20 protein-coding genes are annotated in these 20,720 nt (G+C 73.5%); 14 read left to right on the top strand and 6 right to left on the bottom strand.

From position 1 onward, the window contains the following. The first annotated feature begins 24 nt into the window (after positions 1–24). The 4 genes from ACIRFH_RS22235 to ACIRFH_RS22220 are packed head-to-tail and all read left to right on the top strand — an operon-like array spanning position 25 to position 2,949. On the top strand, positions 25–402 hold the full coding sequence (locus ACIRFH_RS22235) for a roadblock/LC7 domain-containing protein (protein WP_403523453.1): 378 nt from the start codon (positions 25–27) through the stop codon (positions 400–402). Continuing rightward, entirely contained in the window at positions 399–803 is a 405-nt protein-coding gene (locus ACIRFH_RS22230; RefSeq protein WP_403523384.1) for a DUF742 domain-containing protein, read from the top strand. The genes ACIRFH_RS22235 and ACIRFH_RS22230 overlap by 4 nt, the downstream gene beginning before the upstream one ends. Then, a complete protein-coding gene (locus ACIRFH_RS22225; protein WP_403523381.1) occupies positions 784–1,404 on the top strand; it encodes a GTP-binding protein in 621 nt (206 codons plus the stop codon). The genes ACIRFH_RS22230 and ACIRFH_RS22225 overlap by 20 nt, the downstream gene beginning before the upstream one ends. Positions 1,405–1,455: 51 nt before the next feature. Beyond that, on the top strand, positions 1,456–2,949 hold the full coding sequence (locus ACIRFH_RS22220) for a cytochrome P450 (protein WP_403523378.1): 1,494 nt from the start codon (positions 1,456–1,458) through the stop codon (positions 2,947–2,949). Here the strand turns inward: ACIRFH_RS22220 and ACIRFH_RS22215 are convergent. Next, complete coding sequence (locus tag ACIRFH_RS22215; protein ID WP_403523376.1) at positions 2,943–3,914, bottom strand: RluA family pseudouridine synthase; 972 nt, start codon at positions 3,912–3,914, stop codon at positions 2,943–2,945. The two genes, ACIRFH_RS22220 and ACIRFH_RS22215, sit on opposite strands and share 7 nt — an antisense overlap. Before the next feature lie 80 nt (positions 3,915–3,994). Here ACIRFH_RS22215 and ACIRFH_RS22210 point away from each other — a divergent pair, with 80 nt between their 5' ends. Continuing rightward, positions 3,995–4,576 (top strand): GNAT family N-acetyltransferase, encoded by a 582-nt coding sequence (locus ACIRFH_RS22210; protein ID WP_403523373.1) that lies wholly within the window; start codon positions 3,995–3,997, stop codon positions 4,574–4,576. Between the two features lie 273 nt (positions 4,577–4,849). Here ACIRFH_RS22210 and ACIRFH_RS22205 read toward each other — a convergent pair whose 3' ends face one another. Both ACIRFH_RS22205 and ACIRFH_RS22200 read right to left on the bottom strand, forming a co-directional pair. Next, on the bottom strand, positions 4,850–5,695 hold the full coding sequence (locus ACIRFH_RS22205) for a siderophore-interacting protein (protein WP_403523370.1): 846 nt from the start codon (positions 5,693–5,695) through the stop codon (positions 4,850–4,852). A gap of 163 nt (positions 5,696–5,858) precedes the next feature. Further along, a complete protein-coding gene (locus ACIRFH_RS22200) occupies positions 5,859–6,764 on the bottom strand; it encodes a 5'-3' exonuclease H3TH domain-containing protein (RefSeq protein ID WP_403523451.1) in 906 nt (301 codons plus the stop codon). A 194-nt stretch (positions 6,765–6,958) separates the two neighbouring features. On the opposite strand from ACIRFH_RS22200, the gene ACIRFH_RS22195 reads away from it, so the two are divergent. The 4 genes from ACIRFH_RS22195 (at position 6,959) to ACIRFH_RS22180 (ending at position 12,382) form a co-directional block, all read left to right on the top strand. Continuing rightward, the gene (locus tag ACIRFH_RS22195) at positions 6,959–8,047 is read left to right on the top strand and encodes a glycine betaine/L-proline ABC transporter ATP-binding protein (RefSeq protein ID WP_403523367.1); all 1,089 of its coding nucleotides are present in this window, start codon (positions 6,959–6,961) and stop codon (positions 8,045–8,047) included. Then, positions 8,040–10,658, top strand: a complete 2,619-nt coding sequence (locus ACIRFH_RS22190) for an ABC transporter permease/substrate binding protein (RefSeq protein WP_403523365.1) — start codon at positions 8,040–8,042, stop codon at positions 10,656–10,658. Before ACIRFH_RS22195 ends, ACIRFH_RS22190 begins: the two co-directional genes overlap by 8 nt. A gap of 427 nt (positions 10,659–11,085) precedes the next feature. Then, entirely contained in the window at positions 11,086–11,655 is a 570-nt protein-coding gene (locus tag ACIRFH_RS22185; RefSeq protein ID WP_403523362.1) for a helix-turn-helix domain-containing protein, read from the top strand. 7 nt (positions 11,656–11,662) lie between these two features. Further along, a complete protein-coding gene (locus ACIRFH_RS22180) occupies positions 11,663–12,382 on the top strand; it encodes a helical backbone metal receptor (RefSeq protein WP_403523359.1) in 720 nt (239 codons plus the stop codon). Here ACIRFH_RS22180 and ACIRFH_RS22175 read toward each other — a convergent pair. Continuing rightward, positions 12,309–13,466, bottom strand: coding sequence for a TDT family transporter (locus tag ACIRFH_RS22175; RefSeq protein WP_403523356.1), 1,158 nt, complete (start codon positions 13,464–13,466; stop codon positions 12,309–12,311). The genes ACIRFH_RS22180 and ACIRFH_RS22175 overlap by 74 nt on opposite strands. A 172-nt stretch (positions 13,467–13,638) precedes the next feature. On the opposite strand from ACIRFH_RS22175, the gene ACIRFH_RS22170 reads away from it, so the two are divergent. Next, the gene (locus ACIRFH_RS22170) at positions 13,639–14,493 is read left to right on the top strand and encodes a LysR substrate-binding domain-containing protein (RefSeq protein ID WP_403523448.1); all 855 of its coding nucleotides are present in this window, start codon (positions 13,639–13,641) and stop codon (positions 14,491–14,493) included. A 55-nt stretch (positions 14,494–14,548) separates the two neighbouring features. On the opposite strand, the gene ACIRFH_RS22165 is transcribed toward ACIRFH_RS22170, so the two are convergent. Both ACIRFH_RS22165 and ACIRFH_RS22160 read right to left on the bottom strand, forming a co-directional pair. Next, the gene (locus ACIRFH_RS22165; protein WP_403523353.1) at positions 14,549–15,250 is read right to left on the bottom strand and encodes a gamma-glutamyl-gamma-aminobutyrate hydrolase family protein; all 702 of its coding nucleotides are present in this window, start codon (positions 15,248–15,250) and stop codon (positions 14,549–14,551) included. A gap of 76 nt (positions 15,251–15,326) precedes the next feature. Further along, positions 15,327–16,061 (bottom strand): FadR/GntR family transcriptional regulator, encoded by a 735-nt coding sequence (locus tag ACIRFH_RS22160; protein WP_403523351.1) that lies wholly within the window; start codon positions 16,059–16,061, stop codon positions 15,327–15,329. A 72-nt stretch (positions 16,062–16,133) separates the two neighbouring features. Between ACIRFH_RS22160 and ACIRFH_RS22155 the strand changes: the two genes are divergently transcribed. The 4 genes from ACIRFH_RS22155 to ACIRFH_RS22140 are packed head-to-tail and all read left to right on the top strand — an operon-like array spanning position 16,134 to position 20,719. Next, the gene (locus tag ACIRFH_RS22155; RefSeq protein ID WP_403523348.1) at positions 16,134–17,498 is read left to right on the top strand and encodes a glutamine synthetase family protein; all 1,365 of its coding nucleotides are present in this window, start codon (positions 16,134–16,136) and stop codon (positions 17,496–17,498) included. A gap of 8 nt (positions 17,499–17,506) precedes the next feature. Next, positions 17,507–18,922, top strand: coding sequence for an aldehyde dehydrogenase family protein (locus ACIRFH_RS22150; RefSeq protein WP_403523345.1), 1,416 nt, complete (start codon positions 17,507–17,509; stop codon positions 18,920–18,922). Continuing rightward, positions 18,919–19,728: a 3-oxoacyl-ACP reductase gene (locus ACIRFH_RS22145; RefSeq protein WP_403523342.1), complete on the top strand. Its 810-nt coding sequence runs from the start codon at positions 18,919–18,921 to the stop codon at positions 19,726–19,728. Before ACIRFH_RS22150 ends, ACIRFH_RS22145 begins: the two co-directional genes overlap by 4 nt. Positions 19,729–19,765: 37 nt before the next feature. After that, positions 19,766–20,719 (top strand): DUF2510 domain-containing protein, encoded by a 954-nt coding sequence (locus tag ACIRFH_RS22140; RefSeq protein ID WP_403523445.1) that lies wholly within the window; start codon positions 19,766–19,768, stop codon positions 20,717–20,719. The last annotated feature ends 1 nt before the right edge of the window (position 20,720 follow it).

The raw sequence follows: 20,720 nt of genomic DNA, 5'->3' as shown, positions 1-20,720 counted from the left end.
GAACAGCAGGGCAAGTTCGACTGGATGCTCAGGGACCTCTACGACGGCGTCCCGGGCATCGAGATGATCGTGGTGCTCTCCGCCGACGGCCTGCGCATCGCCCGCTACTCCGGTGACCCGGACGCCGCCGACCGGGTCGCCGCCGCCTGCGCCGGCCTGCAGAGCCTCGCGGGCGCCGTCGCCCAGGAGATCCCCACCAGCGACGGCGAGATGAAGATGGTCATCATCGAGATGAACGGCGGCTACTTCTACCTGATGGCCGCCGGTCCCAACGCCTTCCTCGCCGTGCTCTCCGACGTCCGCTGCGAACCCGGCCGGATGAGTCTCAGCATGGCCGACCTCGTCGCCCGCATCGGACCCCACCTGACCAGTCCCGCACGGCGCACCGGGCAGACCGTATGACTCCTCCGCGACGCCAGAGGCGATCCCCCGGCCAGGCCCCGTCCGCGCCGAGCCCGCCGCCGAAAGAAGGCGAACTCCGCAACCCCGAGCGGCTCTTCGTCATCGGCGGCGACACAGGCGGCGAGCGCGCCGACATCGACCTGGTCACGCTGATCGTGGCCCGCGCCGACCCGCCGGTGTCCGCCACGCCCGAACAGGCGGCCCTGCTGCGGCTGTGCGCCGCACCCCTGTCCGTAGCCGAGCTGTCGGCCTACTTGAGCCTGCCGTTCAGCGTGGTGACCGTGCTGCTCACCGACCTGCTGACGGCGGAGCTGGTGCAGGCCCGCGCCCCGATCGTCCGACAGAAGGTCGCCGACCGATCCCTTCTCGAAGCGGTGATGCATGGACTTCAAAAGCTCTGACACGATTCCGGGCCCACGGACGGAGGACCGGCTGCCGCACACGGCCGAGGCCGCCGTGAAGATCGTCATCGTGGGCGGCTTCGGGGTCGGCAAGACCACCATGGTCGGCTCGGTCAGCGAGATCAGGCCGCTGACCACGGAGGAGACGATGACCCAGGCGGGCATCGGCGTGGACGACAACTACGGCTCCCCCTCCAAGACCGCCACCACCGTCGCCATGGACTTCGGCCGCATCAGCATCACCGACCAACTGGTGCTGTACCTGTTCGGCACGCCCGGACAGGAGCGCTTCTGGTTCCTGTGGAACGGCCTGTTCGAGGGCGCGCTCGGCGCGGTGGTGCTGGTGGACACCCGCCGGCTCGAGGTCAGCTTCGACGTCATGGGGCGGCTGGAGGAGCGCGGAGTGCCCTTCGTGGTCGCCGTCAACTCCTTCCCCGACGCGCCCCGTTACCCGGTGGCGGAGCTGCGCGCCGCGCTCGACCTGCCCGAGGAGATCCCCATCCTCGACTGCGACGTACGGCGCCGGGCCTCCAGCCGGGACGTCCTGATGACGCTGATGCGCTTCCTGCACTCCCTCGCCGTGAAGGGCGCGCTCACCTGACCCCGCACCCTTCCCTCCTCGACCTCCTGACCTTCTCCGCGGAGCGACACTGTGACGCCTGAACGCCATGCCCCGACCGCACCGGGCGACCCCCTGGCCGGCCCGCCCCCCGGCTGCCCCGCGCACGGCCTCGGGCCGGGCGGACTGCACCGCCTCGACGAGGCGGACGACCTGGACGAGCTCTACGAGCGGCTGCGCGACCGGTACGGGCCGGTGGCGCCGGTGCTGCTCCACGACGACGTGCCGATGTGGGTGGTCCTCGGCCACGCCGAGAACCTGCACATGGTGAGCACCCCCGCCCAGTTCTCCCGCGACAGCCGCATCTGGACCCCGCTCAACGAGGGCATGGTCAAACCGGACCATCCGCTCATGCCGCACATCGCCTGGCAGCCGATCTGCTCGCACGCCGAGGGCGACGAGCACAAGCGGCTGCGCGGCGCGGTCACCGGGGCCATGTCCGAGATCGACTACCGGGGGCTGCGCCGGCACATCACGCGGCACACCCAGCGCCTCGTCAACCGGTTCTGCGAGGAGGGTCGCGCCGACCTCGTCGGCCAGTTCGCCGAGCACCTGCCGATGGGCGTGATGTGCGAGCTCCTCGGCATGCCGGAGGAGTACAACGACCGGATGGTGGAGGCCGCCCGCGACACGCTCAAGGGCACCGAGACCGCCATCGCCAGCCACGCCTACGTCATGGAAGCCCTGGGACGGCTCACCGCCGCCCGCCGGGCCGAGCCCGGGAACGACATCGCCGGCCGCCTCGTCACCCACCCGGCCGGACTCACCGACGACGAGGTCAGGGAACACCTGCGGCTGGTCCTGCTCGCCGCCTACGAGGCGACCGTCAACCTCATCGGCAACGTGCTGCGCGTCGTGCTCACCGACCCGGGCTTCCGCGCCCAGCTCAGCGGCGGCCAGATGACGGTGCCCGAGGCGGTCGAGCAGTCCCTGTGGGACGAACCGCCGTTCAGCACGGTCTTCGCCTACTTCGCCAAGCAGGACACGGAACTGGGCGGTCAGCGCATCCGCGCGGGCGACGGACTGCTGTTCGGCATCGCACCGGGCAACGTCGACCCGCGCATCCGTCCCGACCTGGACGCGAGCATGCAGGGCAACCGCGCCCACCTCGCCTTCGGCGGCGGCCCGCACGAGTGTCCCGGTCAGGACATCGGGCGGGCCATCGCGGACGCCGGCATCGACGCGCTGCTGATGCGGCTGCCGGACGTGCGGCTCGACTGCGACGAGGACGAACTCGTCTGGCGGTCGTCGATCGCGTCACGCCACCTGGTGGAACTGCCGGTGCGGTTCGAACCGCGGCCGCAGCAGGACGTGAACCAGCGGCCGAGCCACACCGACGAGCCGCAGCAGCGCTCCGCCTGGCACGTCGGCACCCCGCCGCCGGCACCGGAACCCGCGTCCGCCGCCACCGCGGCGACGGCCGCGCCCCCCGCTCCAGCGGCGACGGCCGCGCCGCCCGAGCCGACGGCGCCGGCCCGCCCCCAGGGGGCCTGGCAGCGCTTCCTGCTCTGGTGGCGCGGCTACTGACGGCCGGACCACTCCCCGTACGCCGCCCACGCCCCGAGGGACCGTCCGCTCAGGAACCGGTGCGCGCGCCCCGTGACCGGGTCGGTGAACGCCAGCTCCCGCGCCAGCAGTTGCAGCGGGCGCCGGAAGTCACCGGCCGGCGCGGGCGGGGCCACCTCGGGATAGAGGGGATCGCCGAGGATCGGCACGCCGAGCGCGTTCATGTGCACGCGCAGCTGGTGGGTCTGCCCGGTGGCGGGCACCAGCCGGTACCGCCCCAGCGCCGGAGCGCCCGCCGGGTCCGGGCCGCGGTGCCCGGTCAGCTCGACGCGGGTCACGGCGTTCGGCTCGCCCTCCACCTGACGGGCGGTCAGGACCCCGCGCTCCTTCACGATCCGGCTGTGTACGGTCCGGGGCAGGGCGAGCGCGGGGTCGTACGGAGCGAGGGCCTCGTACTCCTTGCGCACCCGCCGGTCGCGGAACAGCGACTGGTAGGCGCCGCGCTCCTCGGGGCGGACCGTGAACAGCACCAGTCCGGCGGTGAGCCGGTCCAGGCGGTGCGCGGGGGCGAGCGAGGGGATGCCCAGTTCGCGGCGGAGCCGGGCGAGCGCGGTCTCGGCGACGTGGCCGCCGCGCGGGGTGGTGGCCAGGAAGTGCGGCTTGTCGGCGACGACGATGTGCTCGTCGCGGTACACGATCTCCAGCGGGAACGGCACCGGCGCCTCGGGCGGCAGGTCGCGGTGGAACCAGACGTACATCCCGGGCTCGTACGGCGCGTCCGCCGCCACCGCCCGTCCGTCGGCCCCGACGATCCGGCCCGCGTCGAACATGCCGTCCACCGTGCCGGCGCCCGCGCCGGACAGCCGTTCCACCAGGTGCTCGCGGACCGTGGCCCAGGGCCCGGCGGCGGGCAGTCGCACCCGCACCGGGTCCACCCCGTGGCGCTGGGGGAGGGGCGAGGGCGGGGGAGGCGTACGGCGTCTCATCGGGTGCCAGCGTACGAGGCGGGCCAGGACCGCGGGAAACGGGTGGTCCGGACACCGGAGGCACGGGCAGGATGCCGGTCATGCCCTACCTGACGAGCCCCGTCCTCGCGCCCGGCACCCTCTCCTCCACCGCGCAGCCCGTGATCCCGGCCGGTGACGGTCTGGTCCTGCGCCCGTGGCGCGCCGAGGACGCGCCCGCCGTCCACGCCGCCTTCCAGGACCCGGCGATGCACCGGTGGCACATCCGTGCCGCCGACTCCGAGGAGGAGGTGCGCGGCTGGATCGCCGAGTGGCAGCGGGCCTGGGAGCAGGAGAAGGAGCCGCAGTGGGCGGTCGCCGACGCGGTGGCCGACACGCTCCTGGGCCGGGTGGCGCTGCGGGAGGTGGTGCTCGGCGACGGGGTCGCCGAGGTCGCCTACTGGACGACGGCGGCGGCCCGCGGCCGGGGCGTCGCCCCGCGCGCCACGGCCGCGCTCGCCCGCTGGGCCCTGGACGAGATCGGCTTCCAGCGGCTGGAACTTCTCCACTCGGTGGCCAACGAGGCGTCCTGCCGCGTCGCGCGGAAGACCGGATTCGCCCTGGAGGGCACCAAACGACGGGCCGCGCTCCACCCCGACGGCTGGCACGACATGCACCTGCACGCGCGCGTGCGCGGCGACTGAGACGGGGCGCTCCGGCCGCCGGTGCCGTACGCCGGGGACGCGCGGGACGGGGCGGGGGCCGTCGCGCGGCCGGCGCGGATGCCGGCCCCCGGGTGCTGTGCCCGGCGCTGAAGTGCCGTGTGCGGTGCCCGGCGTGCCGCGGTGGTGGCGGCTGCGCGGACCGCTGCACCGGGGCGGGGCCGGGCGGCCCGTGCGGCCGGGGTCACGGCCGACGGGTGAGCGCCGAGCCCTGCCGTACCGGCGCGCGGGGCCTGCGAGGGATCGCGCCGAACCCTACGCGGCCGACGCGCCGCCCTCCTGCTCCGCCTCGACGCGGGCGTTCCACTCCCGCTTGGACGCCTGCCAGCCGTCCTCGTCGTGGCCGAGCCGCCAGTAGCCGGAGATGGACAGGTCCTCGCGCGGGATCTCCCGCTCCACCCGCAGCAGCCTGCGCAGCTCCTTCACGCAGCCCGCCTCGCCGTGCACGAACGCGTGCACCCGGCCCTCGGGGAAGTCCAGACCGCGCACGGCCTCGACCAGGGCCCGGCCCACCGGACGGTCACCGCGGTGCAGCCAGACGACCTCCACGGCGGAGTCGATCTTCTGCTCCTCCTCGGGGCCTTCGACCTCGACGAAGGCGAACGCGCGGGCGCCGTCGGGCAGCGACTCCAGGGACCGGGCGATCGCGGGCAGCGCGCTCTCGTCGCCCGCGAGCAGATGCCAGTCGGCGGCCGGGTCGGGGGCGTAGGCGCCGCCGGGGCCCATGAAGCGGACGGTCTCGCCCGGCCGGACGCGCTGCGCCCAGGGCCCGGCCAGCCCCTCGTCACCGTGGATCACGAAGTCCAGGACCAGCTCGCGGTGCTCGGCGTCCCACTGGCGCACCGTGTAGGTCCGGGTCACCGGCCACTGCTCGCGCGGGAACTCCTCGCGGATCCGCTCCAGGTCGAAGGGCTCCGGATAGGTCACGCCCTCGGCGGGGAACAGCAGCTTCACGTAGTGGTCGGTACAGGTGTCCGCCGAGAACCCGGCGAGTCCCTCACCGCCGAGGACCACGCGCTGCATGTGCGGGGTCAGCCGCTCGGTGCGGACGACCTGCGCGGTGTGCGGCGTGCGCGGCCTGCGGCCCGGACGCTCTGCCATGACGGCCTCCCAGTCCCTGAGTTAGGTTTACCTAACCTAGCATCCCTGTCCCAGTCGGGACCTCGGTGCCCACAACTGTCCGAGTCCCCGGGCGCACCGTACGGCTTCCCCTCGCCGGGGGGCTGATTCCGTGCGCGGGCACGGCCCGCGCACGGCGGCACGCTCAGGCGGCGAGCGTCGCCAGCAGTCGCCGCAGGGATCCGCCCAGGCCCCAGCGGGCCGCCAGTTCCTCCAGTGCCGCGGGGTCGCGCGGGGTGTGCGGCAGCGCGGTGGGGACGTCCGGCAGCGGGACGTCGTCGGCGACCCGGACGACCTTGGGGGCGACCGCGAGGTACGGCCGGGCCTCGGTCAGCCGCTTGCGCTGCGAGGGCGTGAGCTTCGCCGCCGGATCGTCGACCGCCGCGAGGATCCCGGCGAGGTCCCCGAACTCGGCGAGCAGCTTGGCGGCCGTCTTCTCGCCGATGCCGGCCACGCCCGGCAGGCCGTCGCTCGGGTCGCCGCGCAGCAGCGCCAGATCGGCGTACCCGCGGCCGTCGACGCCGTACTTCTCGCGCAGGACCGCCTCGTCGGTGAGCTGGAGCGTGCCGACGCCCTTGAGCGGGTAGAGCACGCGCACCCCGCGGGCGTCGTCGACGAGCTGGTAGAGGTCCCGGTCGCCGGTGACGATGTCCACCGGTCCCTTCGCGCGGGCGGTGTACGTGCCGATCACGTCGTCCGCCTCGTACGCGGGCACACCGACGCGGGCGATGCCGAGCGCGTCGAGGACGGCCTCGATGACCGGCACCTGCGGGGACAGCGTGTCGGGCACCTCCTCGGCGTCCGGGCCCGCCGGGCGTTCCTCGGCGACGCGGTGCGCCTTGTAGGAGGGGATCAGCTCCACCCGCCAGTGCGGACGCCAGTCGGCGTCCATGCAGGCGACCAGGTGGTCGGGGCGGTGGTCCTTCACCAGGCGGTCGATGAAGTCGAGGAGTCCGCGCACCGCGTTCACCGGTGTGCCGTCGGGGGCCTTCACGGAGTCCGGTACGCCGAAGTAGGCGCGGAAATAGAGGGATGCGGTGTCGAGGAGCATCAGTCGTCCGGTCACGCCCCGCATCATGCCGCAGGTCGTGCGGGGGAGCGGGGGAGGGGGTGTGAGCCGGGTCACTCCTGAGTTTGGGTCGGGGCGTTCGGGGCAGGCGCGCAGCCGGGTCGTAGCTGGTTGATTCGTTCAACTGTTAGTCAGGCTTCGTATCCCTGTCCCTGCCCCCGAGCCAAGAGGTAAGCGTGTCAGCGAGGCTAGAGGCCGAACATCTGTACAAGGTGTTCGGCAGAAAACCGGACCAGGCGGTCGAACGACTGCGCAAGTCGGCCGACCGGGAGGAACTGCGCGCCGACGGCGTCACGGCCGCCGTCATCGACGCCTCCTTCACCGTGGAGCCCGGCGAGATCTTCGTCGTCATGGGGCTCTCCGGGTCCGGCAAGTCCACGCTGCTGCGCATGCTCAACGGCCTGCTGGAGCCGACCGCCGGGCACGTCCGCTTCGGCGGTCAGGACCTCACCGAGATCAGCGGGCGACAGCTGCGCGAGGTCCGCTCCAAGAAGATCAGCATGGTCTTCCAGCACTTCGCGCTCTTCCCCCACCGCAGCGTCCGCGACAACGCCGCCTACGGCCTCGAAGTGCAGGGCGTGCCCCGCGCCGAGCGCGAACGCCGCGCCGACGAGGCGCTCGCCCTGTGCGGCCTGGCCGGCTGGGAGAAGTCGTGGCCGGACGAGCTGTCCGGCGGTATGCAGCAGCGTGTCGGCCTGGCCCGCGCGCTCGCCACCGACGCCGACCTGCTGCTGATGGACGAGTCGTTCAGCGCCCTCGACCCGCTGATCCGCCGTGACATGCAGGACCAGCTGATCGAGCTCCAGAAGACCCTGAAGAAGACCATCGTCTTCATCACCCACGACCTCAACGAGGCCATGCGCCTGGGCGACCGCATCGCCGTCATGCGCGACGGCCGCATCGTGCAGACAGGCACCGCGCAGGACATCCTCATGCGCCCCGCCAACGACTACGTCGCCTCCTTCACCCAGGACGTCGACCGCTCCCGCGTGCTCACCGCCGGTTCCGTCATGGACACCGACCTGAGCGGCGACGAGGCCGACTGCGACTGCGAGACGGCCACGCCCGACACGCCGTTCACCGAACTGTGCGCGATCAGCGCCCGGGTCCCGCACCCCGTGGCGGTCCTCGACGCCGACGACCGGCTCGTCGGCGTCGTCCCGGCCCGGCGCCTCGTCGCCTTCCTGGGCGAGGAGAAGGGCGGGGCCGGCACCTGCGCCACGCCGCGCGAGAAGGGCCCGGAGAAGGTGATGTCCCGTGCCTAGGATCCCGCTCGGCGACTGGGTCAACAGCGCTGTCGACTGGCTGCTCGCGCACGTCGCGTGGCTCTTCGACTTCTTCAAGACGGTCTTCACCGGCACCTACGACGGCATCAACGCCGTCCTCCAGGCCCCCGAACCGCTGCTGCTCGCCGGCATCTTCGCGGTCATCGCCTTCTGGCTGCGCGGCACGGTCGCCGGTGTCCTCACGTTCCTCGGACTGGCGTTCATCGTCTCCATGGAGCTGTGGGAGAACGCGATGGTCACCCTGGCGCTGGTCCTCGTGGCCACGATCATCGCCCTGGTGGTCTCGGTGCCCGTGGGCATCTGGGCGGCCCGCTCCGACCGGGTCAGCGGCATCGTCCGGCCCGTGCTGGACTTCATGCAGACGCTGCCCGCGATGATCTACCTCATCCCGGCGATCCTGTTCTTCGGCACCGGCGCCTCCGCGGGCATCGTCGCCACCCTGATCTTCGCGCTCGCCCCGGGTGTGCGCATGACCGAGCTGGGCATCCGGCAGGTCGACAAGGAACTGGTCGAGGCCGCCGAGGCCTTCGGCACCACGCCCCGCAACACCCTGCTGCGCGTCCAGCTCCCGCTGGCCCTGCCCACGGTGATGGCGGGCGTCAACCAGGTCATCATGCTCGGCCTGTCCATGGCCGCGATCGCCGGCATGGTCGGCACCGGCGGCCTCGGCGGCGACGTCAACGAGGCCATCGGCCAGCTCAACGTGGGCCTCGGCTCCGAGGCCGGTGTCGCCATCGTGATCCTCGCGATCTACCTGGACCGCATGACCAGTGCCCTGGGCACCCAGGTCTCCCCGCTCGGCCGGCGCGCCGCCGCCAGGGCCCGCGGCGCGCAGGGCCTGAGGATCTGGTCCTACCGGCCCCACCCCAAGGTCGCCGCCGTCGGCGTCGTGATCCTCGCGCTGGTGGCCGGCGGCATGGGCGTCTTCGGCGGAGGCGACGGCGGCGCCCCCGCCGTGGCCTCCGACAAGAACGTCGGCCAGGGCAAGAAGGTCAGCATCGGCTACATCCCCTGGGACGAGGGCGTCGCCTCCACCTTCCTGTGGAAGGAGGTCCTCGAACGGCGCGGCTTCCAGGTCGACGTCAAGCAGTTCGAGGCCGGACCGCTCTACACCTCGCTCGCCCAGGGCAGCGTCGACTTCCAGACCGACGCCTGGCTGCCGACCACGCACGAGCAGTACTGGAAGAAGTACGGCAAGCAGCTCGACGACCTCGGCGCCTGGTACGACCGGACGTCCCTGGAGCTGTCCGTCCCGGCGTACATGAAGGACGTCAACTCCCTCGAGGACCTCAAGGGCAAGGCCGGCCTCTTCGGTGGCAGGATCACCGGCATCGAGGCCAGCGCCGGCGAGATGGCCCTGCTGAAGAGCAAGGTGCTCAAGGAGTACGGCCTCGACAAGGAGTACAAGGTCGTCGACAGCTCCACGCCCGCGATGCTCGCCGAGCTCAAGCGCGCCTACGCCAAGCAGAAGCCGATCGTCACCACGCTGTGGTCGCCGCACTGGGCGTACAACGACTACGAGCTGAAGAAGCTCGAGGACCCGAAGGGCGCCTGGGGCAAGGGCGACGGCGTGCACACGCTGTCCCGCAAGGGCTTCGCCGACGACAACCCGGTCGTCGGCGAGTGGCTGAAGAACTTCTCGATGACCGAGAAGCAGCTCACCAGCCTGGAGGCCGAGATCAACAAGGCCGGCAAGGGCGGGCAGCAGGACGCCGTCCGCGCCTGGCTGAAGGCCAACCCCGGCGTCGTCGACAAGCTGGCCCCGGTCTCCTCCGGGACCGGCGCCACTCCGGCCGAGGCCAAGCGTCCCGTGGACGTCGCCTGGTTCCCCTGGGACGAGGACGTCGCCGTCACCTACCTGTGGAAGAACGTCCTGGAACGGCGCGGCTACCGGCTGAACCTCAAGCAGATGGACGTCGGCCCGGTCTACACCGGTCTGGCCTCCGGCGATCTGGACGTCAACTTCGACGCCTGGCTGCCCCACGCCCAGAAGAACTACTGGGACAAGAACAAGGACAGGCTCACCGACCTGGGCACCTGGTACCAGCCGACCTCCCTGGAGATCGCCGTCCCCTCCTACGTGAAGGACGTCAGGTCCCTCGCGGACCTCAAGGGCAGGGCCGGCCTCTTCGACGGGAAGATCATCGGCATCGAGCCCGGCACCGGCGAGATGCAGCTGCTCAAGGACGAGGTCATGCCGGCCTACGGCCTCGACAAGGAGTACGAGGTCGTCGACGGCTCCACGCCCGCGATGCTCGCCGAGCTCAAGCGGGCCTACGCCAAGCACGAGCCGGTCGCCGTCGCCCTGTGGTCACCGCACTGGGCGTACAGCGAGTACGGGCTGACCAAGCTGAAGGATCCCCACAAGGCCTTCGGCGAGGGCAACACGATCCGCACCATCTCCAGCAAGGCGTTCCCCGGGCAGTACCCGCAGCTCACCGAGTGGATCAAGAACTTCCGCATGAGCGAGGAGGAGCTCGGCAGCCTGGAGGCCGAGATCAAGGACCGCGGCCAGGGCCACGAGGAGCAGGCGGTGGCCGACTGGCTGAAGGAGCACCCGGACCTGGTCGGGCGGATGACACCGCAGTGACCCGGGCGGACCCGCAGTAGTACGGCCTCCCGTGCCGAACGCCCCCGAGGGGTGGGTTCCCGCGCTGTCGACAAGCGCGGGGACCCACCCCTCGGGTCGTTCCCGCCGGAACATGGTTAGGATCCGGACAACCACGGAGCGCCATGCCACCACCCGAACCCCGATGGTGAGGGCGGGGCGGACCGGCGGGAACACGCGGAGTCGCCCGCGCCTTGAACCGGTAAGACGCCCGACATACGGAGCGGGCGGCTCGTCGCGTGGCGCGAACTGTGAGGTCGCGGCCACCGCACCGTGACAGCGATGTGACGGCCGCGTGAAACGGTTTGCCGAACATGCGTAGGGTGCAGAGAACTCCTTGGACAGGAGGACGGCGCCCCGGCACGGGACGGCGGTACGACGGCGACGGGCGAAGGAGGGAGCCGGAGCGATGGGCGACCACAAAGACCAGCACCTTCGAGTGGGCGCGGCCGTACGGCGACGGCGCCGGACCCTGGAGCTCACGCTCGCCGTCGTCGCCGAGCGCAGCGGCCTGTCCGTGCCCTTCCTGAGCCAGATCGAGAACGACCGGGCCCGCCCCAGCCAGAGTTCCCTGGAGAAGGTGGCCGACGCGCTGCGCACCACCGCCGTGGAGCTGCTCGCCGCCGCCGACCCCGCGTGCAGCGTGGACGTCGTCCGGGCCGAGGACCCCGACCCCGAGCTCGCGCCCCGGGTGCGGTCCCTGGTGCGCGGACACCACCAGATGCACGCCTCGGAGTTCACCGGCGACCACGACGCCGGCCGGGAACTGCAGTACCGCAACGACCAGTTGATGTTCGTCGCCGAGGGCGCCGTGGAGATCGAGGCCGAGGGGCGCGCCTACCGGCTGGGACGCGGCGACACCCTCTACCTGACCGGCGGGGTACGGCACCGCTGGCGGGCGACGGTGCCCGACACGCGGCTGATCGTCGTCGCCGTCGCCGAGCACATCGAGGCCGTACGGGACCGGCCGCGCCGGTGAGGCCGCGGTGAGGGTCGTCTCCCTGGTGCCGTCCCTGACGGAGTCCGTGGCCCGCACGGTCCCCGGCGCCCTGGTCGGCGCCACCGACTGGTGCACGCACCCGGCCGGCCTCGACGCCGCCCGGGTCGGCGGCACCAAGAACCCGGACGTCGGGCGGATCCTCGCTCTCGCCCCCGACCTGGTGCTCGCCAACGAGGAGGAGAACCGGGCCCCCGACCTGGACGCCCTGCGCGCGGGTGGCGCCGAGGTCCTGGTCACCGAGGTGCGCACCGTCGCGCAGGCATTCACGGAACTCACCCGGGTGCTGACGGCCTGCGGCGCGCCGTCCCGGCCCCGGTGGCTGGACGCGGCCCAGGAGGCCTGGTCGGCGCTGCCCGCCCCGGAGCACCGCGCCACGGCCGTCGTACCGGTCTGGCGCCGGCCCTGGACGGTGCTGGGCCGCGACACCTTCGCCGGTGACGTGCTCGCCCGCCTCGGCGTCGACCACCTGTACGCCGGGCACGCCGAGCGTTATCCGAAGGTCCCGGTCGAGGAACTGCGGGCGGCCCGTCCGGACGTCGTGGTGCTGCCGGACGAGCCGTACCGCTTCACCGCCGACGACGGGCCGGACGCCTTCCCCGGCCTGCCCTGCGCCCTCGTCGACGGACGGTGCCTCACGTGGTACGGGCCGTCACTGGCCGAGGCGCCCCGGCTGCTGGGCGCGGCCCTCGGAGCAGCGCGCCGCTGACCACACCGCGCGCGGTGTGCGCGGCGGCGACCGCCCAGGCGGCGACGAGCAGGGCGTACAGGGCGAGGGTGAGCACGTCGTAGGCGACCAGACCGGTGTGCCGGGCCAGCGCCTCGGCACCGGTGACACAGGTGCCCACCGGGAAGGTGAACGACCACCACGTCATCGAGAAGCGCATGCCCCGGCGCCGGGCTCGCACGACGTGCGCGGCGGCGAGGCCCAGCCACATCAGAGCGAAGCCCATCACCGCGACGCCGTACAGGACGGCGAACACGGCGACCCCCTCGGCGTACGGGCCGGGCAGGACGCCGGGCGCCACGTCCGCGAACTTGCCCGCGGCGGTCGTGGACTGCCCGAGCGGGCCCAGCACCAGGAACAGCGTCGGGGTGAGCGCGAGGGGCAGCGGGCCGCCCGTGATCAGCCGCCCGTGGATCACCGGGAGCGTCACCAGCGTCGCGAGCAGACTCAGCCCGAACATCGCGACACAGGCGAGCAACAGCGTCTCGCGGGGCTGTCCCGGCGGCAGGTGCGGGACCAGCAGCGGGCCGACGGCCGCGGACACCATCGGCGCGACGAGCGGCAGCAGCCACACCGGGCCGGCCTGGCCCGGCTCGATCCGGTGCCGTACGGCCATCAGGTACGGGACGGCGACCGCCGCCGCGAGCCCGGTCGCCGTACCGGCGGTGAACAGCACGGCGCCGAGGGCGACCGCGGCCGCTTCGCCGGTCCAGTCCCGGCCGACGGTCACGGCGCCGCCGCCGACCGCCAGCAGGGCCATGGAGAGGCAGCCGTAGAAGGGGGCCGCCGCCGGATCCAGCAGATGGGCGCGGGCCTGGTCGCGGTGGTGCCGCCAGTGCAGGGACCGGGCCACGAGCAGGGCCGCCAGCAGGGCCAGGGACAGCGCCCAGACGGTGGTGCAGACGGCGCGCAGACCGGGCACGTGCCAGGGGAGCGCGGCGCCCGCGGTGCCGACGGCGGCGGTGCCCATGACGCACGCGTACCAGTTCGGGCCGAGATGACGGACGGGCGGGAAACGCCGCACGGGGGCGGAGCCGGGGGACAGTGGCTGGGCTGCGGTGACCATGGTCCTACGGTCTCGGCGCCCGAGGCCCCTGACCAGGGGCCATGCTCCTATGAGGGCATAAGCTGTAGTTATGACCAGCGGGAACGTCAGGGGCAGCGGGGAGGGCGGTCAGGGCGAGCCGGGACGGCACGCGGCGGGTTCGCTCTCGCACCGGGTGCCGGATCTCGGCGCCATGGAGCTGTTGCTGGCGGTGGCGCGGCTGGGCAGCCTCGGCGGCGCCGCGCGCGAGCTGGGCATCACCCAGCCGGCCGCCAGCAGCCGCATCCGCTCGATGGAACGCCGGCTGGGGGTGGCCCTGGTGGACCGCTCGCCGCGCGGCTCCCGGCTCACCGACGCCGGCGCGCTGGTCACGGACTGGGCGCGCCGGATCGTGGAGGCGGCCGAGGCGTTCGACGCGGGCGCGCAGGCGCTGCGGGACCGGCGGGACTCGCGGCTGCGCGTGGCGGCGAGCATGACCATCGCCGAGTATCTGCTGCCGGGCTGGCTGGTGGCGCTGCGCGGCCAGCTGCCGGACACCGCCGTGTCGCTGCTCGCCGGGAACTCGGCGGCCGTGGCGGAGCGGCTGCTCGCCGACGAGGCCGACCTCGGGTTCGTGGAGGGTGTGAGCGTCCCGGCGGGCCTGGACTCCGCCGTCATCGCCCACGACCGCCTCGTCGTCGTGGCGGCACCCACCCACCCGTGGGCCCGGCGCCGCCGCCCCCTGGCCGCCGAGGAGCTGGCGGCGACCCCGCTGATCCTGCGGGAGGAGGGCTCGGGCACCCGGCAGGTCCTCGAGGCGGCGCTCGGCGGCCTGGCCCGTCCCCTGATCGAGCTGTCGTCGACCACCGCCGTGAAGGCCGCCGCGGTCGGCGGCGCCGGCCCGGCGGTCCTCAGCGAACTCGCCGTCGGCGAGGAACTCACGACACGCCGTCTGGTCAGCGTGCCCGTGGCGGACGTCGCCCTGGCCCGCGACCTGCGCGCCGTATGGCCCACGGGCCATCGCCCCACGGGACCGGCACGGCGGCTGCTGTCGCTGACCCGGGGATGAGCCCGCGGGGCGGGACCGGGACGGCGGGACGGCCCGCCCGGCGGGCACGGTCCGGTCAGCCGGGGCCGACGGCTCCCGCCGCGGCCACCAGGGCCCGCATCACCCGGGTGTCCTCGCCCATCTCCGGATGCCACTGCACGCCCAGGACCCAGCCGTCGGCGGGCGGCAGTTCCACCGCCTCCACCGTGCCGTCCGCCGCGTGCGCCGAGGCGATCAGACCCGCGCCGAGCCGGTCCACCGCCTGGTGGTGGTACGTCGGCACGAACGTCTCCTCCGGCACGATGCCGGCGTACCGGGTCCCCGGCACCGGCGTGACCGGGTGGCCGCCGAACACGCCCACCACCTCCGCGTGGCCCTCGATGTGCTGCACGAGCGTGCCGCCCAGGGCGACGTTCAGCAGCTGCATGCCCCGGCAGACGCCCAGCAGCGGGACGCGTGCCGCGAGGGCCGCGCCGATGAGCGCCAGCTCCCACGTGTCGCGGGCGCGTGCGGGCGGGCCCGTGCGCGGGCCGGGCTCGGCGCCGTAGCGCACCGGCTCCACGTCGGGGCCGCCCGCGATCACCAGGCCGTCGAGGCGGGCGACGGTGGCGGCGGCATGTTCCGGCGCGTCCGGCGGGAGCATGGCGGCCAGTCCGCCCGCCCGTTGCACGAGCCGCGGGTACCCGGCGGGCAGCAGCGCCGCCTCCAGCTCCCACACCCCCCAGCGCGCCCCGGACTCCAGATACGTACTGACGCCGATCAGTGGTCTGCCGGCCATCCGACCTCCCGGTAAAGGACCGTTGCCATACCTTTTCCGTCCGGCCCGCGCACGTGACGCCCTCGCGGCGGCACGCTCACGCCAGGAACCCGCGCAGCAGCGCGGCCGTCCCCGCGCAGTGCTCCCGCATGATCTCCCGCGCCCCGTCCGAGTCCCCGTCGAGCACGGCCGCCACGAGCGCGGTGTGCTGCCGCTGGGAGTGCTCCAGGTTGCGCACCAGCAGCGGGATGCAGTCCAGCAGGCCGTTCACGCTCGCCCGCACGGCCGCGTACTGCGCGGCCAGCGTCGGCGAGCCGGACAGCTCCGCGAGGGCCAGGTGCAGCATCGTGTCCAGCCGCCGGTACTCCGTCAGCGGCGCCTCGCGCGTGGCGTCCAGGGCCGCCCGCAGCCGCGTCGCCCGCCCGTCCGTCAGCCCGTGCGCGGCGCACAGCCCGGCCGCGCCCACCTCCAGCACCTCCCGGAAGCGCAGCACGTCCTCCAGATCGACCCCGGCGATCCGGCGCCGCAGCTCGTCCTCGCCGCCGGCGTCCGGGCGGGGCAGCACGAACGTGCCGCCGTAGCGGCCGCGCCGGGCCTCCAGCAGTCCTTGGTCCTGGAGCACCTTCAGGACCTCGCGCAGCGTCACCCGGCTGACCCCCAGCCGCCCCGCCAGCTCCCGCTCGGCCGGCAGCCGTCCGCCCGCCGGCACCAGGCCGAGGCGGACCACCTGGAGGATCTGCTCCAGCGCCTCCTCGAAGCCGTTGCCGGCCCGCACCGGCCGCAGCACCGGCGCGAGCCGGTCCGGCACGCGCCCCCCGTTCCCCTCCGGCATACGGTCGCGCCCCCTTCCCAAGCAATGGTTCCCGGCAATACCTTATGGGCCCGGTCGGAAGGAGGCCCCTCCGTGGCAGACCGCACACCCCCGCTCGGGGTCGGGGAACTGCACGCCCTGGTCGCGGGCGGTGACATCGACACCGTCGTCCTGGCCTTCCCCGACATGCAGGGACGCCTGCAGGGCAAGCGGTTCGCCGCCCGGTTCTTCCTCGACGAGGTCCTGGAGCACGGCACCGAGGGCTGCAACTACCTCCTCGCCGTCGACACCGACATGAACACCGTCGACGGCTACGCGATGTCCTCCTGGGACCGCGGCTACGGCGACTTCGCCCTGCGCCCCGACCCGGTCACCCTGCGCCGCCTGCCCTGGAACGAGGGCACGGCCCTGGCCGTCGCCGACCTCGCCTGGGACGACGGCTCCCCGGTGCTCGCCGCGCCCCGCCAGATCCTGCGCCGCCAGCTGGACCGCCTCGCCGCACACGGCTGGCGGGCCCAGGTCGGCACGGAGCTGGAGTTCATCGTCTTCCGGGACACCTACGAGCAGGCCTGGGACGCGAACTACCGCGCCCTGACACCGGCCAACCAGTACAACATCGACTACTCGGTGCTCGGCACCGGCCGCGTCGAACCCCTGCTGCGCCGCATCCGCAACGAGATGGCCGGCGCCGGCCTCACCGTCGAGTCCGCCAAGGGCGAGTGCAACCCCGGCCAGCACGAGATCGCCTTCCGCTACGACGAGGCCCTCGTCACCTGCGACCAGCACGCCGTCTACAAGACCGGAGCGAAGGAGATCGCCGCCCAGGAGGGCATGTCGCTCACCTTCATGGCCAAGTACAACGAGCGCGAGGGCAACTCCTGCCACGTCCACCTCTCCCTCACGGACGCCGACGGGAACAGCGTCATGCCCGGCGACCGGGAGGGCGGCATGTCCGACGTCATGCGGCACTTCCTCGCCGGACAGCTCGCCGCGCTCCGGGAGTTCTCGCTCCTCTACGCCCCGAACATCAACAGCTACAAGCGCTTCCAGCCCGGTTCGTTCGCCCCGACCGCCGTCGCCTGGGGGCACGACAACCGCACCTGCGCCCTGCGCGTCGTCGGCCACGGCCGCTCCCTGCGCTTCGAGAACCGGCTCCCTGGCGGCGACGTCAACCCGTACCTCGCGGTGGCCGGCATGGTCGCGGCCGGCCTGCACGGCGTCGAACAGCGCCTGGAGCTGCCCGAACCCTGCCCGGGCAACGCCTACGCCGCCGACTTCGCGCACGTCCCGACCACCCTGCGCGAGGCCGCCGAGCTCTGGGAGAACAGCACCCTCGCCAAGGCCGCCTTCGGGGACGAGGTCGTCGCCCACTACCGCAACATGGCGCGCGTCGAACAGGACGCCTTCGACGCCGCGGTCACGGACTGGGAGCTGCGCCGCTCCTTCGAACGCCTGTGAGGTCCCCGTTGTCCGACGAGTTGCCCGACGAGTCGTCCGGCGAACTGCGCGTACTGAACCCCGCCACCGAAGAGGTCCTCGCGACCGTCCCCGCCAGGTCCGCCGCCGACGTGGACGCCGCCGTCGTACGGGCCGCCCGCGCCCAGACGGCCTGGGCCGCGCTCGCGCCCGGCGACCGGGCCCGGCTGCTGCGCCGGTTCGCCGCCGTCGTCGACGAGCACCTGGAGGAACTGGCCCTGCTGGAGGTCGCGGAGGCCGGGCACACCGTCGGCAACGCCCGCTGGGAGGCGGGCAACGTGCGCGACCTGCTCGACTACGCCGCCGGGGGAGTGGAGCGGCTCACCGGACGGCAGATCCCGGTCGCCGGCGGGCTCGACGTGACCCTCCTCGAACCGCTCGGCGTCGTCGGCGTCATCGCGCCCTGGAACTTCCCGATGCCGATCGCCGCCTGGGGCACCGCCCCCGCCCTCGCGGCCGGCAACGCGGTCCTCCTCAAGCCCGCCGAGACGACCCCGCTGACCGCGCTGCGCCTGGCCGGACTGGCCCTGGAGGCGGGACTGCCGGAGGGCCTGTTCCAGGTGCTGCCGGGCCACGGCCCGGTCGCGGGCGACGCGCTGGTCGGACACCCGGGCGTGGCGAAGATCGTCTTCACCGGGTCGACGGCCGTGGGCCGGCGGGTGGCGGCCAAGGGCGCGGCCCTCCTCAAGCCCGTCACCCTCGAACTCGGCGGCAAGAGTCCCAACATCGTCTTCGCCGACGCCGACCTGGAGGCCGCCGCTGCCGCCGCCCCCCTGTCCTTCCTCGACAACGCCGGCCAGGACTGCTGCGCCCGCACCCGCATCCTCGTCCAACGCGACGTCCACGACCGCTTCCTCGGCCTCCTCGCCCCCGCGATCGAAGCCGTCCGCGTCGGCGACCCCGCCGACGAGAGCACCGACATGGGCCCCCTCATCTCCCGCGCCCAGCTCGACCGCGTCCGCTCCTACGTCCCCGACGGCGCGGACGGCATCCGCGGCAAGGCCCCCGAGGGCGGCCCCGGCTTCTGGTTCCCGCCCACCGTCCTCACCGGCGTCGACCCGCACGCGCGCGTGGCCGTCGAGGAGGTCTTCGGCCCCGTCGCCGTCGTCCTGCCCTTCGAGGACGAGGCCGACGCGATCCGCCTGGCCAACGCCACCGACTACGGCCTGTCCGGCTCGGTCTGGACCCGGGACCTCGGCCGCGCCCTGCGCGTGTCGGGCGCCGTGCGCGCCGGGAACCTGTCCGTCAACTCCCACTCCAGCGTCCGCTACTGGACGCCGTTCGGCGGCTTCAAGCAGTCCGGGCTGGGCCGCGAACTGGGCCCGGACGCGCTGACCGCCTTCACCGAGACCAAGAACGTCTTCCTCAGCAACGTCCCGACGAGCACGGAGGGCCCCGCACAGTGACCGAAGCCACCGAAGCCACCGAAGCCACCGAGGCAGTCGTCTGCCGCAGGCTCGTCGGCCGTACCGCCGTCGTCACCGGGGCCGGCAGCGGCATCGGCCTCGCCTCCGCCCGCCGGCTCGCCTCCGAGGGCGCCCACGTCGTCTGCGGCGACGTCGACGAGACCCGGGGCAAGGCGGCGGCCGAGGAGACCGGCGGCCTCTTCGTCAGGGCCGACGTCACCGATCCCGGGCAGGTCGAGGCGCTGTTCGCGGCGGCGTACGACACCTACGGCAGCGTCGACGTCGCCTTCAACAACGCCGGCATCTCCCCGCCCGACGACGACTCCATCCTGGAGACCGGCCTGGAGGCCTGGAAGCGTGTCCAGGAGGTCAACCTCACCTCCGTCTACCTGTGCTGCAAGGCAGCCCTCCCCTACATGCGGCGTCAGGGCCGGGGCTCGATCATCAACACCGCCTCCTTCGTCGCGCGCATGGGCGCCGCCACCAGCCAGATCTCGTACACCGCCTCCAAGGGCGGCGTCCTCGCCATGTCCCGGGAGCTGGGCGTGCAGTTCGCCCGGGAGGGCATCCGGGTCAACGCCCTGTGCCCCGGCCCGGTCAACACGCCGCTGCTCCAGGAGCTGTTCGCCAAGGACCCGGAGCGGGCCGCGCGCCGGCTCGTGCACATCCCCCTCGGGCGCTTCGCCGAGGCCGAGGAGATCGCCGCCGCCGTCGCGTTCCTGGCCAGCGACGACTCCTCCTTCGTCAACGCCACCGACTTCCTCGTGGACGGCGGGATCTCCGGGGCGTACGTCACACCGCTGTAGATCGCCGCACGTGGCGTCCTACAGTGCCGGGATGAGCATGACGCCTCCGCCCGGCTGGTACCGCGACCCGTCGGCCCCGCACCAGGAACGCTGGTGGGACGGCACCGCCTGGACCGAACACCGGCGCGCGCCCGAGGGCTTCGGCGCGCCCGTGCCACCGCCCCCGCAACCGGTGCCCGTCCCGTCGGCCATGGGCGGTGGGACGGGGCCGCGGCGGCCGGGCGGCGGCCGGCACGTGAAGGCCGCTGCCCTCACCGCCGCCGCGGCGGTCCTGGTCGCGGCGATCGCCACGGGCGTCGTCCTCCTCGGCGAGGACGACGACACGGGACCGACGGCCCGGACCCCGCCGACCGCGGCGGCCTCCACGCCCCCCGCACCGCGGACCGGTTCGCCGAGCCCCTCCGAACCCTCCGCGGAGGACCCCACCGTCGTCGAGGACCAGCTCAACGGCATCACCTTCCCGCTGCCGGCCGGCTGGGTGCGCCCGCAGTACGTCGCCGTGGACGACGTCATGATGACCACGGACGGCACCTACGACTGTCCCGGCGACGGCGGCGTGTGCCGGCACGGCCTCGTCATCTCCCGCACGGTCACCGCGAACGCCGAGAGCTCCCCGGAGGCCCTCGCGAAGCAGGACATCGAGGACGCGGCCGAGGACGCCTACGGCCGCGACGCGCTCGGCAGCGAGCGCTTCGGCGGCATCGAGTCCCACGAGGCCGTCGGGTCCGGGCCGGTCGCGGTCGCCGGACGCGCCGGGTACTACGTGCGCTGGCGGGTGACGACCGCCAAGGGCCCCGGCGGCTACGTGCAGTCGACGGTCTTCCCGTCCTCCGTCGGCACCGAGTCCCCGGTCCTCGTCCGCTACGTCTTCGACGCCGGCGAGGACGGGCCGCCGCTCGCCGACATGGACCGGATCACCCGGGGCATCCGGCCCGTCGGCGACGCGGGCACGGGCGGCGGCGTGGGCAGCAGCATCGGCCCCTCGCTCTGAC

Origin of the sequence: Streptomyces sp. NPDC093586 (assembly GCF_044764905.1) — a bacterium.
In the GTDB taxonomy this organism is placed as follows: domain Bacteria; phylum Actinomycetota; class Actinomycetes; order Streptomycetales; family Streptomycetaceae; genus Streptomyces.
This window is presented reverse-complemented; position numbering and strand designations above follow the sequence as displayed.

What these genes read in the sequence shown, in the direction of transcription:
- ACIRFH_RS22175 (WP_403523356.1), bottom strand. Translation starts at nt 13,466, where the DNA reads ATGGTCACCGCAGCCCAGCCACTGTCCCCCGGCTCCGCCCCCGTGCGG.
- ACIRFH_RS22140 (WP_403523445.1), top strand. Translation starts at nt 19,766, where the DNA reads ATGACGCCTCCGCCCGGCTGGTACCGCGACCCGTCGGCCCCGCACCAG.
- ACIRFH_RS22225 (WP_403523381.1), top strand. Translation starts at nt 784, where the DNA reads ATGGACTTCAAAAGCTCTGACACGATTCCGGGCCCACGGACGGAGGAC.
- ACIRFH_RS22165 (WP_403523353.1), bottom strand. Translation starts at nt 15,250, where the DNA reads ATGGCCGGCAGACCACTGATCGGCGTCAGTACGTATCTGGAGTCCGGG.
- ACIRFH_RS22160 (WP_403523351.1), bottom strand. Translation starts at nt 16,061, where the DNA reads ATGCCGGAGGGGAACGGGGGGCGCGTGCCGGACCGGCTCGCGCCGGTG.
- ACIRFH_RS22170 (WP_403523448.1), top strand. Translation starts at nt 13,639, where the DNA reads ATGGAGCTGTTGCTGGCGGTGGCGCGGCTGGGCAGCCTCGGCGGCGCC.
- ACIRFH_RS22185 (WP_403523362.1), top strand. Translation starts at nt 11,086, where the DNA reads ATGGGCGACCACAAAGACCAGCACCTTCGAGTGGGCGCGGCCGTACGG.
- ACIRFH_RS22200 (WP_403523451.1), bottom strand. Translation starts at nt 6,764, where the DNA reads ATGCTCCTCGACACCGCATCCCTCTATTTCCGCGCCTACTTCGGCGTA.
- ACIRFH_RS22205 (WP_403523370.1), bottom strand. Translation starts at nt 5,695, where the DNA reads ATGGCAGAGCGTCCGGGCCGCAGGCCGCGCACGCCGCACACCGCGCAG.
- ACIRFH_RS22235 (WP_403523453.1), top strand. Translation starts at nt 25, where the DNA reads ATGCTCAGGGACCTCTACGACGGCGTCCCGGGCATCGAGATGATCGTG.
- ACIRFH_RS22215 (WP_403523376.1), bottom strand. Translation starts at nt 3,914, where the DNA reads ATGAGACGCCGTACGCCTCCCCCGCCCTCGCCCCTCCCCCAGCGCCAC.
- ACIRFH_RS22210 (WP_403523373.1), top strand. Translation starts at nt 3,995, where the DNA reads ATGCCCTACCTGACGAGCCCCGTCCTCGCGCCCGGCACCCTCTCCTCC.
- ACIRFH_RS22230 (WP_403523384.1), top strand. Translation starts at nt 399, where the DNA reads ATGACTCCTCCGCGACGCCAGAGGCGATCCCCCGGCCAGGCCCCGTCC.